Origin of the sequence: Pseudoalteromonas sp. MEBiC 03607, from assembly GCF_004792295.1 — a bacterium.
Classification (GTDB): Bacteria; Pseudomonadota; Gammaproteobacteria; order Enterobacterales; family Alteromonadaceae; genus Pseudoalteromonas; species Pseudoalteromonas lipolytica_C.
In genome coordinates this window covers 3,479,457-3,493,297 of sequence record NZ_SRRY01000001.1, presented here as the reverse complement: position 1 = coordinate 3,493,297, position 13,841 = coordinate 3,479,457, and the positions used below count along the sequence as shown (strand labels likewise).

At 41.4% G+C, this 13,841-nt stretch carries 12 protein-coding genes; all 12 read left to right on the top strand.

What is annotated here, in order from left to right; genetic code table 11:
- Nucleotides 1–209 precede the first annotated feature (209 nt).
- The 12 genes from E5N72_RS15885 (at nucleotide 210) to E5N72_RS15830 (ending at nucleotide 13,841) form a co-directional block, all read left to right on the top strand.
- Nucleotides 210–473, top strand: coding sequence for a DUF4212 domain-containing protein (locus E5N72_RS15885; protein WP_054551160.1), 264 nt, complete (start codon nucleotides 210–212; stop codon nucleotides 471–473).
- A 10-nt stretch (nucleotides 474–483) separates the two neighbouring features.
- Complete coding sequence (locus E5N72_RS15880) at nucleotides 484–2,208, top strand: sodium:solute symporter family protein (protein ID WP_135926000.1); 1,725 nt, start codon at nucleotides 484–486, stop codon at nucleotides 2,206–2,208.
- Nucleotides 2,209–2,327: 119 nt separating this feature from the next.
- Nucleotides 2,328–4,166, top strand: coding sequence for a DUF294 nucleotidyltransferase-like domain-containing protein (locus E5N72_RS15875; protein ID WP_135925999.1), 1,839 nt, complete (start codon nucleotides 2,328–2,330; stop codon nucleotides 4,164–4,166).
- An 8-nt stretch (nucleotides 4,167–4,174) separates the two neighbouring features.
- On the top strand, nucleotides 4,175–4,798 hold the full coding sequence (locus E5N72_RS15870) for a 3'-5' exonuclease (RefSeq protein WP_135925998.1): 624 nt from the start codon (nucleotides 4,175–4,177) through the stop codon (nucleotides 4,796–4,798).
- Nucleotides 4,795–5,256, top strand: a complete 462-nt coding sequence (locus tag E5N72_RS15865; RefSeq protein WP_135925997.1) for an isoprenylcysteine carboxylmethyltransferase family protein — start codon at nucleotides 4,795–4,797, stop codon at nucleotides 5,254–5,256. Before E5N72_RS15870 ends, E5N72_RS15865 begins: the two co-directional genes overlap by 4 nt.
- A gap of 454 nt (nucleotides 5,257–5,710) precedes the next feature.
- Complete coding sequence (gene epd / locus E5N72_RS15860) at nucleotides 5,711–6,727, top strand: erythrose-4-phosphate dehydrogenase (protein WP_135925996.1); 1,017 nt, start codon at nucleotides 5,711–5,713, stop codon at nucleotides 6,725–6,727.
- Between the two features lie 42 nt (nucleotides 6,728–6,769).
- Nucleotides 6,770–7,945 carry a phosphoglycerate kinase gene (locus E5N72_RS15855; RefSeq protein WP_135925995.1) on the top strand — a complete coding sequence of 392 codons (1,176 nt, stop codon included), beginning with the start codon at nucleotides 6,770–6,772 and terminating at the stop codon, nucleotides 7,943–7,945.
- A 198-nt stretch (nucleotides 7,946–8,143) separates the two neighbouring features.
- Nucleotides 8,144–9,208, top strand: coding sequence for a class II fructose-bisphosphate aldolase (gene fba, locus E5N72_RS15850; protein ID WP_135925994.1), 1,065 nt, complete (start codon nucleotides 8,144–8,146; stop codon nucleotides 9,206–9,208).
- A gap of 399 nt (nucleotides 9,209–9,607) precedes the next feature.
- Nucleotides 9,608–10,558, top strand: coding sequence for a porin (locus E5N72_RS15845; RefSeq protein ID WP_135925993.1), 951 nt, complete (start codon nucleotides 9,608–9,610; stop codon nucleotides 10,556–10,558).
- 145 nt (nucleotides 10,559–10,703) lie between these two features.
- Nucleotides 10,704–11,393, top strand: a complete 690-nt coding sequence (gene phoB, locus E5N72_RS15840) for a phosphate regulon transcriptional regulator PhoB (protein ID WP_054551169.1) — start codon at nucleotides 10,704–10,706, stop codon at nucleotides 11,391–11,393.
- A 56-nt stretch (nucleotides 11,394–11,449) separates the two neighbouring features.
- On the top strand, nucleotides 11,450–12,781 hold the full coding sequence (gene phoR / locus E5N72_RS15835; RefSeq protein WP_135925992.1) for a phosphate regulon sensor histidine kinase PhoR: 1,332 nt from the start codon (nucleotides 11,450–11,452) through the stop codon (nucleotides 12,779–12,781).
- Between the two features lie 91 nt (nucleotides 12,782–12,872).
- Entirely contained in the window at nucleotides 12,873–13,841 is a 969-nt protein-coding gene (locus E5N72_RS15830) for a phosphate ABC transporter substrate-binding protein PstS family protein (RefSeq protein WP_135925991.1), read from the top strand.

Genomic DNA, 13,841 nt, shown 5'->3' with positions numbered 1-13,841 from the left:
CGCTATTTCGCAAATTTATCTTCATAGGTTAAGTTGTTGTTAATTATTGTTTTTTACTATTTATTAACAAATGGTGTTTTACAGTTTACGTAAACGTAAACCGACTGTTACGACTATGGTCTCAATTCCATAAATCAGAACCCTTGCTAACTTAGTTAATGACAACTAATACCACTCATTACTTTTTTGTAATGCATAAGGGGATAAAAATGGCTTTTAAAGATGAAGAACAAGCAAAAGCTTATTGGGCGGAAAACCTCGCACTGCTATTTAAATTATTAGCAATTTGGTTTGTCGTTTCATTTGGTTTTGGCATTTTACTAGTAGACGTACTCAATGAGATACGTTTCTTTGGGTTTAAACTCGGCTTCTGGTTCTCCCAGCAAGGCGCTATTTACACCTTTGTAGCTTTGATTTTTGTTTACGTTTTCAAAATGAATACGTTAGATAAAAAATACGGCGTAGACGAATAGGAGCTAAGCAATGGATGTTCAAACACTCACGTTTATTATCGTCGGTTTAAGCTTTGCGCTTTATATCGGCATCGCAATCTGGGCCCGTGCGGGGTCAACAAATGAATTCTATGTTGCAGGTGGTGGTGTACCGCCGCTGGCAAATGGTATGGCAACCGCTGCTGACTGGATGAGTGCGGCATCGTTTATCTCAATGGCGGGTATTATCTCGTTTGCGGGTTATGACGGTGGTGTATATCTAATGGGTTGGACAGGTGGTTATGTACTACTTGCGTTATGTTTAGCACCTTACTTGCGTAAATTTGGTAAGTTCACAGTACCAGATTTTATCGGCGACCGTTATTACTCACAAACTGCACGCGTTGTTGCGATTTTATGTGCGATCTTTATCTGTTTCACATACATCGCAGGTCAAATGCGTGGTGTAGGTGTGGTTTTCTCTCGCTTCTTAGAAGTGGATATTGAGACCGGTGTTTACATTGGTATGGTGATTGTATTCTTCTACGCTGTACTTGGCGGTATGAAGGGGATTACTTACACGCAAGTAGCTCAGTACTGTGTACTTGTATTTGCTTACCTTGTTCCAGCAATCTTCATTTCAATGATGATGACAGGTCACTTCTTCCCACAAACAGGTTTTGGTGCAACGCTTAGCGATGGCTCAGGACAGTTTGTACTTGATAAACTAGATGGGCTCAGTACCGAGCTTGGCTTTGCGCAATACACCGAAGGCTCGAAGAGCATGATTGATGTATTCGCAATCACAGGTGCGTTAATGGTTGGTACTGCAGGTTTACCGCACGTAATCGTTCGTTTCTTCACTGTTCCTCGTGTTAAAGACACGCGTATCTCAGCTGCATGGACACTTGTTTTCATTGCAATCGTTTATACAACAGCACCTGCTGTAGCGTCATTCGCTCGTGTAAACATGATTGATACAATTAATGGTAAAGACGGTAGCGGTACAGAGTACGCAGAAGCACCAGCATGGGTTAAAAACTGGGAAAGAACAGGCCTAATCACCTTTAACGATAAAAATGGTGACGGCAAAATGTTCTACTCAGCAGGTAAGATTGATGATCCAAACAGCGCTAACGAAGTTAAAGTTGACCGCGACATCATGGTACTTGCTAACCCTGAGATTGCAGACTTACCAGCATGGGTTGTAGCATTGGTTGCAGCAGGGGGTATCGCAGCAGCGCTATCAACTACAGCAGGCTTACTATTGGTAATCTCGACCTCGGTTTCGCACGATTTATTAAAACGTACCTTAAAACCAGATATTAGTGATAAACAAGAGCTACTTGCTGCGCGCTTAGCAGCGATGATAGCGATTGTGATTTCAGCTTACTTTGGTATTAACCCGCCTGGATTCGTGGCCTCGGTTGTTGCCTTTGCCTTCGGCTTAGCAGCGGCGAGCTTCTTCCCAGCCATCATTATGGGTATCTTCTCTAAGAAGATGAATAAAGAAGGTGCGATTGCGGGTATGGTGACAGGTATTACATTCACAGCGGCTTATATTATCTACTTCAAGTTCGTAAGCCCTGAATTGAATGCACCGGCACACTGGTTATTTGGTATCTCACCTGAGGGTATCGGTCTAGTTGGTATGATTGTTAACTTTGTAGTTGCAGCTATCGTACTTAAACTAACAGCTGAAACACCAGTTGAAATCCAAGAAATGGTTGAAGGTATCCGTAACCCTAAAGGTTCGAGCGCAGCACACGCGCACTAATAAAACCATTTTATGAGAACACACTCTTGAAGATCAAAAGCCCGACTTAAGTCGGGCTTTTTATTTATTTAAAACAGGGGTAGTGTAGATATTGTCTCTATTTTATAGCGAGAATGACCATGAATACCGAGCAACAGGAAGTAGCCCAATTTGTGATGCAACAAACGCCGTTTAATCAGCTAGATAGCGCTGCATGCGAGTATTTTGTTAATCATCTCGATATTATTTATCTGACCCGAGAGAATCAAAATCAGTGGTTAAGCTCTGATAATTTACGGTTATTTTTAATTCGCTCTGGCGACTACGACTTAGTCGACCCAAAAGGCGATGTGATCACTAAGTTATCAAGTGGCGATTACTTTGGTTTTCCGTCACTGTTAACTGGCGAAGCGATTCAAAATAGCATTTCAGTGCAAAAGGAAGGCATTGTTTACATGCTAAACCAAGCGGCATTTGATTACTTACGCCGAGAGTACAAGGTGTTTGAGCAATACTTTGTTCGCGCCCATAAAAACCGTTTATTGTCGTCTCATTATAAAAGTCAAAACGACAGTTGGTCGGAGAAAAAAATTTGCGAATTGATGAATCGCAAAGCGGTCACTTTGGCGCCAGAGGCAAGTATTCGTCAAACCGCTAAAAAAATGAAACAGCATGGTGTTTCGTCGATTATGCTAACTGAGCATGATCGCCTCGTTGGGGTCGTGACCGACAGAGACTTACGCAATCGCGTATTGGCCGATGAGGTTGACCCTCAAGAGTCAGTAAGTAGCATCATGACCTGTAAGCCCAAGTTTATTTTTGAAAATAATCGCGTGTTTTCGGCATTGCACTTAATGCTTAAGCACAATATTCACCATTTACCTGTGCTTGATGAACATCACAAACCGCTTGGTATGCTCACCAGCACAGATTTGCTGCGTCAGCAAAAAAGCGATCCAGTGCAATTGATTGGACGAATTTATAAAGCGCATAGCGTGGTAGATTTAAAGCGTTATTCGCAAGAGATACCCGGCTTGTTAAAAGGCTTTTCAAACAATATTGATGACATCTCCTTGATTGGTAAATTATTAAGTGGCTTAACCGATGCACTGACTTCGCGGTTAATCCGTTTGTTCCAAGAAGATAATGGCGCGGCACCAACCAGCTTTAGTTTTATTTGTTTTGGTTCACAAGCAAGGGAAGAGCAAACATTGCATTCAGACCAAGATAATGGCTTGTTACTACCTGATGATTTAACGGACGAACAACAAGATTACTTTAAGCGTATGGGCGAATATGTCTGTGAGCATTTAATTGAGTGCGGCATAAAACGTTGTCCTGGCAATATCATGGCGAGCAATGCAGAATGTCGAATGGGCATTAACGCTTGGACTGAAAAGTTTCATAAGTGGATCACCTCACCGACACCAGAGGCGATGCTCAATTGTAAGATATTTTTTGACTTACGTTTTATAGAAGGTTCCACTACCTTATATGCACGCTTTTGTGAGCAGCTAAAACGCATTTCTAAGAATGACTTATTCTATGCGGCTATGGCGAGCGACATTAAAAATACCCCAGTGCCCATTGGTTTGTTTAATCAGTTCAAATTAGAAAAAGACGATAAACAGCATAAATACCTCGACTTAAAAAAACGCGGTGTGGTGATCATTAACGACATAGTGCGTTTATATTCCCTCAAAGCGGGTATTCAGCGCGCTAATACCCAAGAGCGCATAGACGCGTTAATGAAGTTTTCGCTACTCAATAAAGATGACCTATATAACTTAAAAGACTGTTGGCGCTTTTTAACTCAACTGCGTTTAGGCACGCAAATTAACGAAGAGGGGCTGCCTAGCAACTGTATTAACCCAAATGCGTTGAATTCATTGGAGCGACATCAATTAAAAGAAGCATTTTATTTGGTTAAACAGGCGCAGCAAGCCGCCGCATTTAAGTTTGCTCGCGGTAGTTTATAGGAGGCGTTATGGTTAAACGCTGGTTAAGTCGGTATTTAGCGCGAAAGCAACTTTTGGCAGCTGATGCCTATAAAGAGCGCTATGTAGTGATAGACATGGAATTAACGGGCCTTGACCCTCGCCAGCACGAAATTGTTTCGGTGGCGTGGGTAATGATAGAAGATCAGTGTATCAAACTCAGTGGTGCGCAGCACTTAATAAATAAAGACGTGCAAAGCTTAGAGCAAAGCCCGATTTATCACGGTATCGCTAAACATGATATCGCTGCAGGTGAGAGCCTCGAAACCATTCTTGGCAAGCTGCATCAGCATTTTGGTGAGTGCATTCTAGTGTTTCATAACGCGGCACTAGATTGGGGGTTCTTAAAACAGGCGTGCAGAACGCTTGGTTTAGATGCAAAGGCGCGTTTAATTCTTGATACCTTCGTTATTGAAAAAAAACGCCTGCACCAGCAAGGCCACGAAATTGGCCACGATGATTTAACACTAAGCGAATGCCGCAAGCGCTACAACTTACCGCATTACAGCTCGCACCATGCCCTTACTGATGCGATGGCAACGGCCGAGTTATTCTTAGCACAGTGTCATCAAATTAGTCGTGGTAAGGCATTGAAAGTAGGAGAGCTTGTGTGAATCAGTTAGAATTAAAAGTGCCCCCAGTTGCGCTGGTTTTGATCATTGCGTTGATGATGTGGGGCACAGCAGAGTTGTTTACGAGTTTTAGCTTCTCGTTTTTTGCATCATCTTTTGTAGCACTACTCATTGCATTTTCAGGTGTGGTGTTTGCTTTATTAGGTGTTTATCAATTTCGCAAGCAAGGCACGACCGTTGATCCTCGAATTCCAGAACAGTCAGCAAGTCTTGTTACCAGTGGTGTTTATCAATTTAGCCGTAACCCAATGTATGTAGGTATGTTATTAATGCTAGTTGGTTGGGGAATCTATCTTGGTAATATTGCGAGTTTTATTATGCTGCCGATATTTATTCTTTATATGAATCGATTTCAAATTATGCCAGAAGAAACGTTTATGGCAGAGAAGTTTGGATTAGCATACCAGCAATACAAAAAATCTGTTCGTCGCTGGCTATAAAGGATTAAAGAAAGAGACTGAGGTTGCTAACGCAGATTTATTTACCTTGCCCTCTTATAATAATGTGTAAGGTCGATTACCAAAATTGTGCTATCTAGGGTTGTTAAAGTAGTTTTATTTACCTTGCCCTCTTATAAAAATGTCTAAGGTCGATTACCAAAACTGCGCCATCTAAAACATACTAAGCAATTTTTATTTTTGCAGACCTCTTATAAAAACTCTTCAGGTCGATTACCAAAATTGAGCCATCTAAAACATACTAAGCAACTTTTATTTCACATGACCTCTTATAAAAACTCTTCAGGTCGATTACCAAAACTGCGCCATCTAAAACATGCTAAGCAATTTTTATTTCACCTGACCTCTTATAATAATGTGTAAGGTCGATTACAATACCGCCATCTAAAAGGCAGCTGCCTTTATCTGCAAGCAAATAGAGTGGATTTTCTTCTTCATGGCAATCAAACTTGCAATTAATGGTTTTGGTCGAATCGGGCGCAATATCGTCCGTGCCCTGTATGAATCTGGGCTTGAAGATCAAATCAAAATTGTCGCTATTAACGAATTAGCCGACCCAAAGGGCATTGCCCATCTCCTTAAATACGATACATCTCATGGCCGCTTTTCATTCCCTGTTAATCTTGGCGAAGATACTTTAACGGTTGCTAACGACTCTATAGCCTTATTTGCAGAAGAAAACCCTGCAGAACTGCCTTGGCAAACACTAGATGTTGATGTGGTTCTTGAATGTACTGGGGTGTATCACTCACGTGAACATGCAGAGCTACACTTAGCTGCGGGCGCAAAAAAAGTATTGTTTTCACAGCCTGCAGATGCTGATGTTGATGCCACAATTGTGTATGGTATTAACGATGATGAGCTAAAAGCAGAACATACGATTGTTTCAAATGGTTCATGTACCACAAACTGTATTGTGCCAGTGATTAAAGTGTTAGATGACGCATTTTCAATTGAGTCTGGGGCCATTACGACGATTCATGCCTCGATGCATGATCAACAAGTGATTGATGCGTATCATCATGATTTGCGTCGTACTCGCGCTGCAAGCCAGTCTATTATTCCAGTAGATACAAAGCTTGCGCGTGGTATTGAGCGCATTTTGCCTAAGTTTCATAGTCGCTTTGAGGCCATTGCTGTTAGGGTACCAACTATCAATGTGACGGCGATGGATTTAAGTGTAACAGTGAATACCGATGTGAATTTAGCGACTGTCAATCAAGCACTGAAGTTAGCAGCAAAAGACCGCCTTGAAGGTATTTTAAGCTACACAGAAGAGCCATTGGTATCGGTAGATTTTAATCATGACCCACATTCTTGTATCATAGATGGCACTCAGACACGTGTTAGTCATAAACGACTGATAAAGTTGTTAGTGTGGTGCGATAATGAGTGGGGCTTTGCTAATCGTATGCTCGACACTGCGCGTGCGATGATGGCTGTAAGCCAATAATGTATAAATATAATATTAGTATCGTTAACTAAGGAGAAGTCCATGTCGGTCATTAAAATGGCAGATTTAGATTTAAACGGCAAACGCGTGTTAATTCGTGAAGATTTAAATGTGCCTGTAAAAGAAGGTAAAGTGACCTCTGATGCACGTATTCGTGCAGCATTACCAACTATTAAATTAGCGTTAGAAAAAGGCGCTAAAGTAATGGTGATGTCACACCTTGGCCGCCCTACGGAAGGGGAATATGATGAAGCGTTTTCACTCGCCCCTGTTGTTGATTATTTAAATAATGCTCTTGAGCAAACTGTTCGTCTTGAAAAAGATTACCTTGATGGTGTTGACGTAGCAGACAACGAAGTGGTTGTTTTTGAAAACGTGCGTTTTAACGTTGGCGAAAAGAAAAACGACGAAACACTGTCTAAAAAATTAGCTGCATTATGTGATGTTTACGTAATGGATGCATTTGGTACGGCTCACCGTGCACAAGCATCGACTCACGGTGTGGGCTTATTTGCTGATGTTGCATGTGCAGGTCCACTTCTTGCGGCCGAGCTAGACGCACTAGGTAAAGCGCTTGATAACCCAGCTCGTCCTTTAGTGGCTATCGTTGGTGGCTCTAAAGTATCGACTAAGTTAACTGTACTTGATTCGCTATCTAAAGTGGTTGATCAACTTGTAACGGGTGGTGGTATTGCTAATACCTTCATCGCGGCAGCAGGGCACCCAGTAGGCAAGTCTTTATATGAAGCTGATTTAATTGATGAAGCAAACAAATTAAGTGCAGCTGCAAAAGCGAATAATGGCGAAATTCCTGTACCAACAGATGTTGTTGTAGGTAATGAATTCTCTGAATCTGCAGTAGCGACACTAAAAGATGTGACTGAAGTAACAGATGAAGACATGATTTTTGATATTGGCCCTGATACAGCAAACCAATTAGCAAAAATTATTGCTAATGCGGGTACCGTTGTATGGAATGGTCCAGTAGGTGTATTTGAATTTGATCAATTCGGTAACGGCACACGTGCTATTGCAGATGCGATTGCTAACTCAAATGCATTCTCGATTGCTGGTGGCGGTGATACGCTTGCAGCGATTGATAAATACGGCATTGCCGATAAAGTTTCTTACATTTCAACCGGTGGCGGTGCTTTCCTTGAATTTTTAGAAGGGAAAAAACTACCAGCAGTTGCTATGCTTGAAGAGCGTGCTAAGTAATTAGTGCGAAAGCCAGCGTAGTTGTTAAGTAATTACGCTGGTTTAGCTGTTTATAAAATACCTCTCACCCTCATTTTATTTACAGCTATTACGGTAGGCGACAGCTTCTCGCGATGCAGTGATGCATCAAAAAATAACTTATATCCGTTCAAACTAGATGGTAGGTAACTACTGTCGATACAATTTGGAGAATACCAAATGGCTTTAATCAGTATGCGACAACTTCTTGATCATGCAGCTGAAAATGGTTATGGCGTACCTGCGTTTAACGTTAATAACCAAGAGCAAATGCGTGCAATTATGGAAGCGGCTGACAAAACAAACAGCCCAGTAATTGTACAAGGTTCTGCAGGCGCTCGTGCCTATGCCGGTGCCCCTTTTATTCGTCATATGATTTTAGCTGCCGTTGAAGAATGGCCACATATCCCAGTTGTAATGCATCAAGACCACGGTACATCACCGGGTGTATGTCAGCGTTCAATCCAATTAGGCTTTTCATCAGTAATGATGGATGGCTCATTAATGTCTGATGGTAAAACCCCTTCAAGCTACGAATATAATGTTGATGTAACACGTCAAACAGTTGAAATGGCGCATGCTTGTGGTGTGTCTGTTGAAGGCGAGTTAGGTGTTTTAGGTTCACTTGAAACAGGTGAAGCAGGTGAAGAAGATGGTGTTGGTGCAGAAGGTAAACTGTCTACGGATCAAATGCTAACAGATCCAGAAGAAGCGGCTGACTTCGTTCGTAAAACGAAAGTGGATGCACTGGCTATCGCTTGTGGTACATCACATGGTGCGTACAAATTCACTCGTCCACCAACAGACGATATCTTAGCGATTGATCGCATCAAAGAGATCCATGCCCGTATTCCTAACACTCACTTAGTAATGCATGGTTCGTCTTCAGTGCCACAAGAGTGGTTAGAAGTGATCAACCAATACGGTGGTGAAATCCCTGAGACTTATGGTGTGCCAGTAGAGCAGATCATCGAAGGTATTAAGCACGGTGTTCGCAAAGTAAATATCGATACCGATCTTCGTTTAGCATCAACAGGTGCAATTCGTCGTCACTTAGCTTTAAACCCTGCTAACTTCGATCCACGTAAATACTTAGCAGAAGCAACGAAAGCAATGACTGAGATCTGTGTTGCTCGTTACGAGGCCTTTGGTACTGCGGGTCAAGCGGCTAAGATCAAGCCTATCTCTTTAGATGATATGCACCTTAAATACTTATCGGGTGAACTTGATCCACAAATCAAGTAATTGATAATAAGTTGAAAAAGCCGGCTTTGTGCCGGTTTTTTATTGCCTTGATCAAGACGGATCATCGGTTTACTTACTCATGCACCTCAGGATCAGTGTTTTACTAACCTTGGCTTTCACGGATCATTATTTTACTAGTTGTAGACTGATCAGGGGCTTTTCTTTGTTCACCTTTTAAACAATGGGCTGATCGCCCTAACATTAAATCAACAAGTTAACGTACTCTCTAAGTAAAAAACTGATCTGTGATAGATCAACTTAGTAAAAACCTGATCCTGATCTGATTTAGTTGGTAGATCAGTGATCCGTGATTTTTATTTGAAATATCCTCTCCTTGCCTTGACCAAAAGCCCTTTATGTTCGATTTTTAAGTTACTGCTTAAATTAAGGATCGCTACCATGAAAAAACCTGCCATGATGTTGTCGAGCTTTGCTATGTGCTTTATTTCCTTTCATAGTGCTGCCGAAGCAGTGGATGTATATGGACGGGCTCATCTAGGGATTGCTAACAGCGACACTGGAAATGGCAGTGAAACTTCCATAGAGAGCTACAACTCACGAATGGGTATTAAAGGTAGTGGTGATATAAGTGATGGTTTAAAAGCCGTATATAAATTTGAATTTGCGGTTAATGCCGCTGATCAAGACAGCGATGGTAAAACTGAAGAGAATATTACTGCACGTAATCAATATGTAGGTTTACAAGGCAGTTATGGGCAAATTGTGATAGGCCGTCATGATACTGCGTTGAAGGTTGCGCAAGGCAAAGTTGATTTAATGAATGACTTTAATGGTGATATTAAAGCTTTGTTTAATGGTGAAAACCGTCTTGGTGATGTGCTGCATTATAACTCACCAATAGTTGGTAATATGCAGTTTGTAGTGACCTATATTGCTGAAGATAACTCCAAACAAAATGATGAAACAGGTATTTCTGCAGCGATAACATATGGTGATAGCAAGCTTAAAAAAGCGCCTTATTTTGTAAGTGTTGCCCACGACAGTAAAGTAGCAGGTTACGATACAACACGGTTTACTGCGCAAGGTAAATTAGGTGAGCTAACCTTAGGCGGTATGTATCAACAAAGTGAAAAAGTATCGGGTTCAAACAAAGAAGATGGCTTTTTAGTCAGTGCCTCTTATAAAATTGATAAATATAAATTACTCGCACAATATCAAGACTCTGATGGTGACTTCGGTAAGCTCAAAGATTCAGGCAGTGGTACCTCAGTCGGTGTGGAGCGAAGCCTGTCAAAACAAGCACGTATGTATATGTGGTATACGCAATTTTCACTAGATAATAATTCTGATGAAGATCATTTAGCAGTCACTTTAAGGTATGATTTTTAGCCTGAAAAGGCTGTTTTTTCCTTAAAATTGCTTATTTTTACGCTGATTTTTTTGAAGTTTTTGAATTACTCGTTAGACTTTCATAAAAATGTCATACTTAGTCATAATAATGAAACCAGTTCGCTAACGTAAGAGATAAATTGGAATGTCACGTAAAGTACTAGTCGTCGATGACGAAGCGCCTATCAGAGAGATGCTGGTTTTTGTTTTAGAACAAAATGGTTTTCAAGCAATTGAAGCAGAAGATTATGACTCTGCTATTGAAGCGATGGTTGAGCCATACCCAGATATGGTTTTATTAGATTGGATGTTACCTGGTGGTAGCGGTATCCAAATCGCTAAAAAGTTCAAGCAAAATGAATATACTCGTCAAATCCCTATCATAATGCTGACAGCGCGCGGTGAAGAAGAAGATAAAGTGCGCGGATTAGAAGTTGGTGCTGATGACTACGTAACAAAACCTTTCTCACCAAAAGAATTAATGGCGCGTATTAAAGCGGTTATTCGCCGTGTTTCACCTACTTCATTAGAAGAAGCTATTGAAGTTCATGGTTTACGCCTTGACCCAATTTCACACCGTGTAACATCAGAAGGTAGTGAATTAGATATGGGACCAACAGAATTTAGACTACTGCATTTTTTCATGACTCATCCTGAACGTGTTTACAGTCGTGAACAATTACTTGATCATGTATGGGGAACAAATGTATACGTAGAAGACCGTACTGTTGATGTGCATATTCGTCGTCTACGTAAAGCGATTGCACCATTGGGGCATGACCGTTTAGTGCAAACTGTTCGTGGTGCAGGCTATCGTTTTTCAAGTAAATTATAAGTGTCATAGGAATGACCTTAACAAGCTAATTTACATACTTAAGGTAAAGTGAGTGTATGTATCGAGTAGTGAATAAACAGGCGTTAGCAAAACGCCTGTTTATGTATTTCTTACCCTTGTTATTAGTTGGCGTACTTGTAGGTGCGCCTTTTTTGCTTTTATTTTTAGGCTCTTTTGCACTTCTAATTTGGCATTATCATCAATTATATCGCCTCAGCGATTGGCTTCTTAATCAACGTAGTTTTAACCCACCTGAAGGGGAGGGAGCGTGGGAGCAAGTCTTTGAAGGGATTTATCATTTACAACATCGTAACCGTAAAAAACGCAATGAACTGGCAGATTTAATACGCCGTTTTCGAGATGGTGCTGAAGCGGTACCTGATGCCGTTGTGGTACTACAAAAAGATCTCAGTATTATATGGTGTAACCAGCTAGCACTTAAAGTGTTAGGGCTACAATGGCCGACCGATCATGGCCAACGCTTAGATAATCTTATTCGCGATCCCAAATTTGCTAAGTATATGCACAAAGCCTGTTTCGATGAACCGCTCGAGCTTGATGGTGGCCACAGCTACGATCAAACTCTAGAGTTTCGTGTTATGCCTTATGCAAGTTCGCAGTTGATGATGGTGGTGCGTGATGTCACGCGCTTAAAGCAACTAGAACAAATGCGAAAAGATTTTGTGGCTAATGTGTCTCATGAGCTAAGAACACCGCTTACGGTGGTAACCGGTTACTTAGAAATGCTTGATTCAGAAAGCCTGCCACCTCCTGCAATGTGGCACAAAGCGCAAACGACTATGCTCGAGCAATGTAAGCGAATGGACAGCTTGGTTAATCAATTGCTGTCGCTGTCGCGGATTGAAGGGGCGCGTCGTCAAGATAACGACAAGCCTGTCAATGTACCGCAGCTGCTTACCTATATTCAAACTGAGGCACAGTCACTAAATCAAGATAAAGGTCATGAACTGATTTTTAACATTGATGCCAGCCTCGATATAAAAGGTGCTGAAGATGAATTGCGTAGTGCCTTTTCTAACCTTGTTTTTAATGCCATTCATTACACTAAGCCTGGCGGCAAGATCGTGGTTGATTGGCAGCGTAAAAATGACCAAGCTTTATTTAGTGTGACCGATAATGGCGATGGCATTGCGGCTGAGCACATAAACCGCTTAACGGAACGTTTTTATCGTGTAGACAAGGCTCGTAGCCGCACTACTGGTGGTTCTGGCTTAGGTTTAGCTATTACAAAACATGTACTTACACGTCATGACAGCCGTTTAGATATTCGCAGTCAATTAGGAAAAGGTTCAACTTTTTCGTTCGCATTTGGTAATGAAAAAATCGTATCGATAGTAGAAAAAATTGAAAAAACTGCAAAGTCATAAAAATGTCATTTTAGAGTAATCTAACTGTCATCTAGTGTCATTAGAGTAGACCGCAGTTAGGAAATGGGACGAACAAATCGGAGTAACCCCTATGAAATTCAAAAATCTCGTTGCCGCAATGGGTGTGGCTGTAACAACATTTGTATCAGCACAAGCAGCTGCAGTAGATAAAGATATGCCTGAGTACACAAAAACAAGTGGTATCTCTGGTAACTTCTCATCTGTAGGTTCTGACACGCTTGCAAACATGATGACATTCTGGGCAGAAGAGTACAAACGCTTCTATCCAAACGTGAACATCCAAATTCAAGCAGCGGGTTCTTCAACGGCTCCACCTGCATTAACTGAAGGCACAGCAAACTTCGGCCCTATGAGCCGTCGTATGAAGTCAAAAGAAATTGAAGCATTCGAAAAACGTTACGGCTATAAGCCAACTGAAGTACGCGTTGCAATCGATGCACTTGCTGTATTCGTACACAAAGACAATCCAATCAAAGGTTTACGTATTGACCAAGTTGACGCGATTTTCTCTTCTACACGTAAATGTGGTGCTGAAGCAGAAGTTAACCGTTGGAGCGATGTTGGTCTAGAAGGCGATTGGGCTGCAAAAGATATTCAGCTTTACGGTCGTAACTCAGTATCGGGTACTTACGGTTACTTTAAGAAAAAAGCACTTTGTAAAGGTGACTTCCGTAACAACGTAAACGAACAGCCTGGTTCTGCATCTGTAGTACAGTCAATCTCTTCGTCAGTGAACGCGATTGGTTACTCAGGTATCGGTTATAAAACATCAGGTGTACGTACAGTACCACTTGCTAAGAAAGGCGATAACTTTGTTGATGCAACATTAGAAAACGTAGCAACAGGTAAATACCCACTATCTCGTTTCTTATATGTTTACGTGAACAAGCACCCTAACAAGCCTCTTGCACCAATTGATGCAGAGTTCTTAAAAATGGTGTTATCTGTAGATGGTCAAAAAATTGTTGAGAAAGATGGTTATGTGCCACTTTCAGGCAAAATGGCAATGGCTGAACTTAAAAAGCTAGGCCTTCTGTAA

Bases quoted from the DNA above. Each gene is read 5' to 3' on its own strand.
- fba (WP_135925994.1), top strand. From the start codon at position 8,144: ATGGCTTTAATCAGTATGCGACAACTTCTTGATCATGCAGCTGAAAAT.
- E5N72_RS15880 (WP_135926000.1), top strand. From the start codon at position 484: ATGGATGTTCAAACACTCACGTTTATTATCGTCGGTTTAAGCTTTGCG.
- E5N72_RS15870 (WP_135925998.1), top strand. From the start codon at position 4,175: ATGGTTAAACGCTGGTTAAGTCGGTATTTAGCGCGAAAGCAACTTTTG.
- epd (WP_135925996.1), top strand. From the start codon at position 5,711: ATGGCAATCAAACTTGCAATTAATGGTTTTGGTCGAATCGGGCGCAAT.
- E5N72_RS15855 (WP_135925995.1), top strand. From the start codon at position 6,770: ATGTCGGTCATTAAAATGGCAGATTTAGATTTAAACGGCAAACGCGTG.
- E5N72_RS15830 (WP_135925991.1), top strand. From the start codon at position 12,873: ATGAAATTCAAAAATCTCGTTGCCGCAATGGGTGTGGCTGTAACAACA.
- E5N72_RS15845 (WP_135925993.1), top strand. From the start codon at position 9,608: ATGAAAAAACCTGCCATGATGTTGTCGAGCTTTGCTATGTGCTTTATT.
- phoR (WP_135925992.1), top strand. From the start codon at position 11,450: ATGTATCGAGTAGTGAATAAACAGGCGTTAGCAAAACGCCTGTTTATG.
- E5N72_RS15875 (WP_135925999.1), top strand. From the start codon at position 2,328: ATGAATACCGAGCAACAGGAAGTAGCCCAATTTGTGATGCAACAAACG.
- phoB (WP_054551169.1), top strand. From the start codon at position 10,704: ATGTCACGTAAAGTACTAGTCGTCGATGACGAAGCGCCTATCAGAGAG.
- E5N72_RS15885 (WP_054551160.1), top strand. From the start codon at position 210: ATGGCTTTTAAAGATGAAGAACAAGCAAAAGCTTATTGGGCGGAAAAC.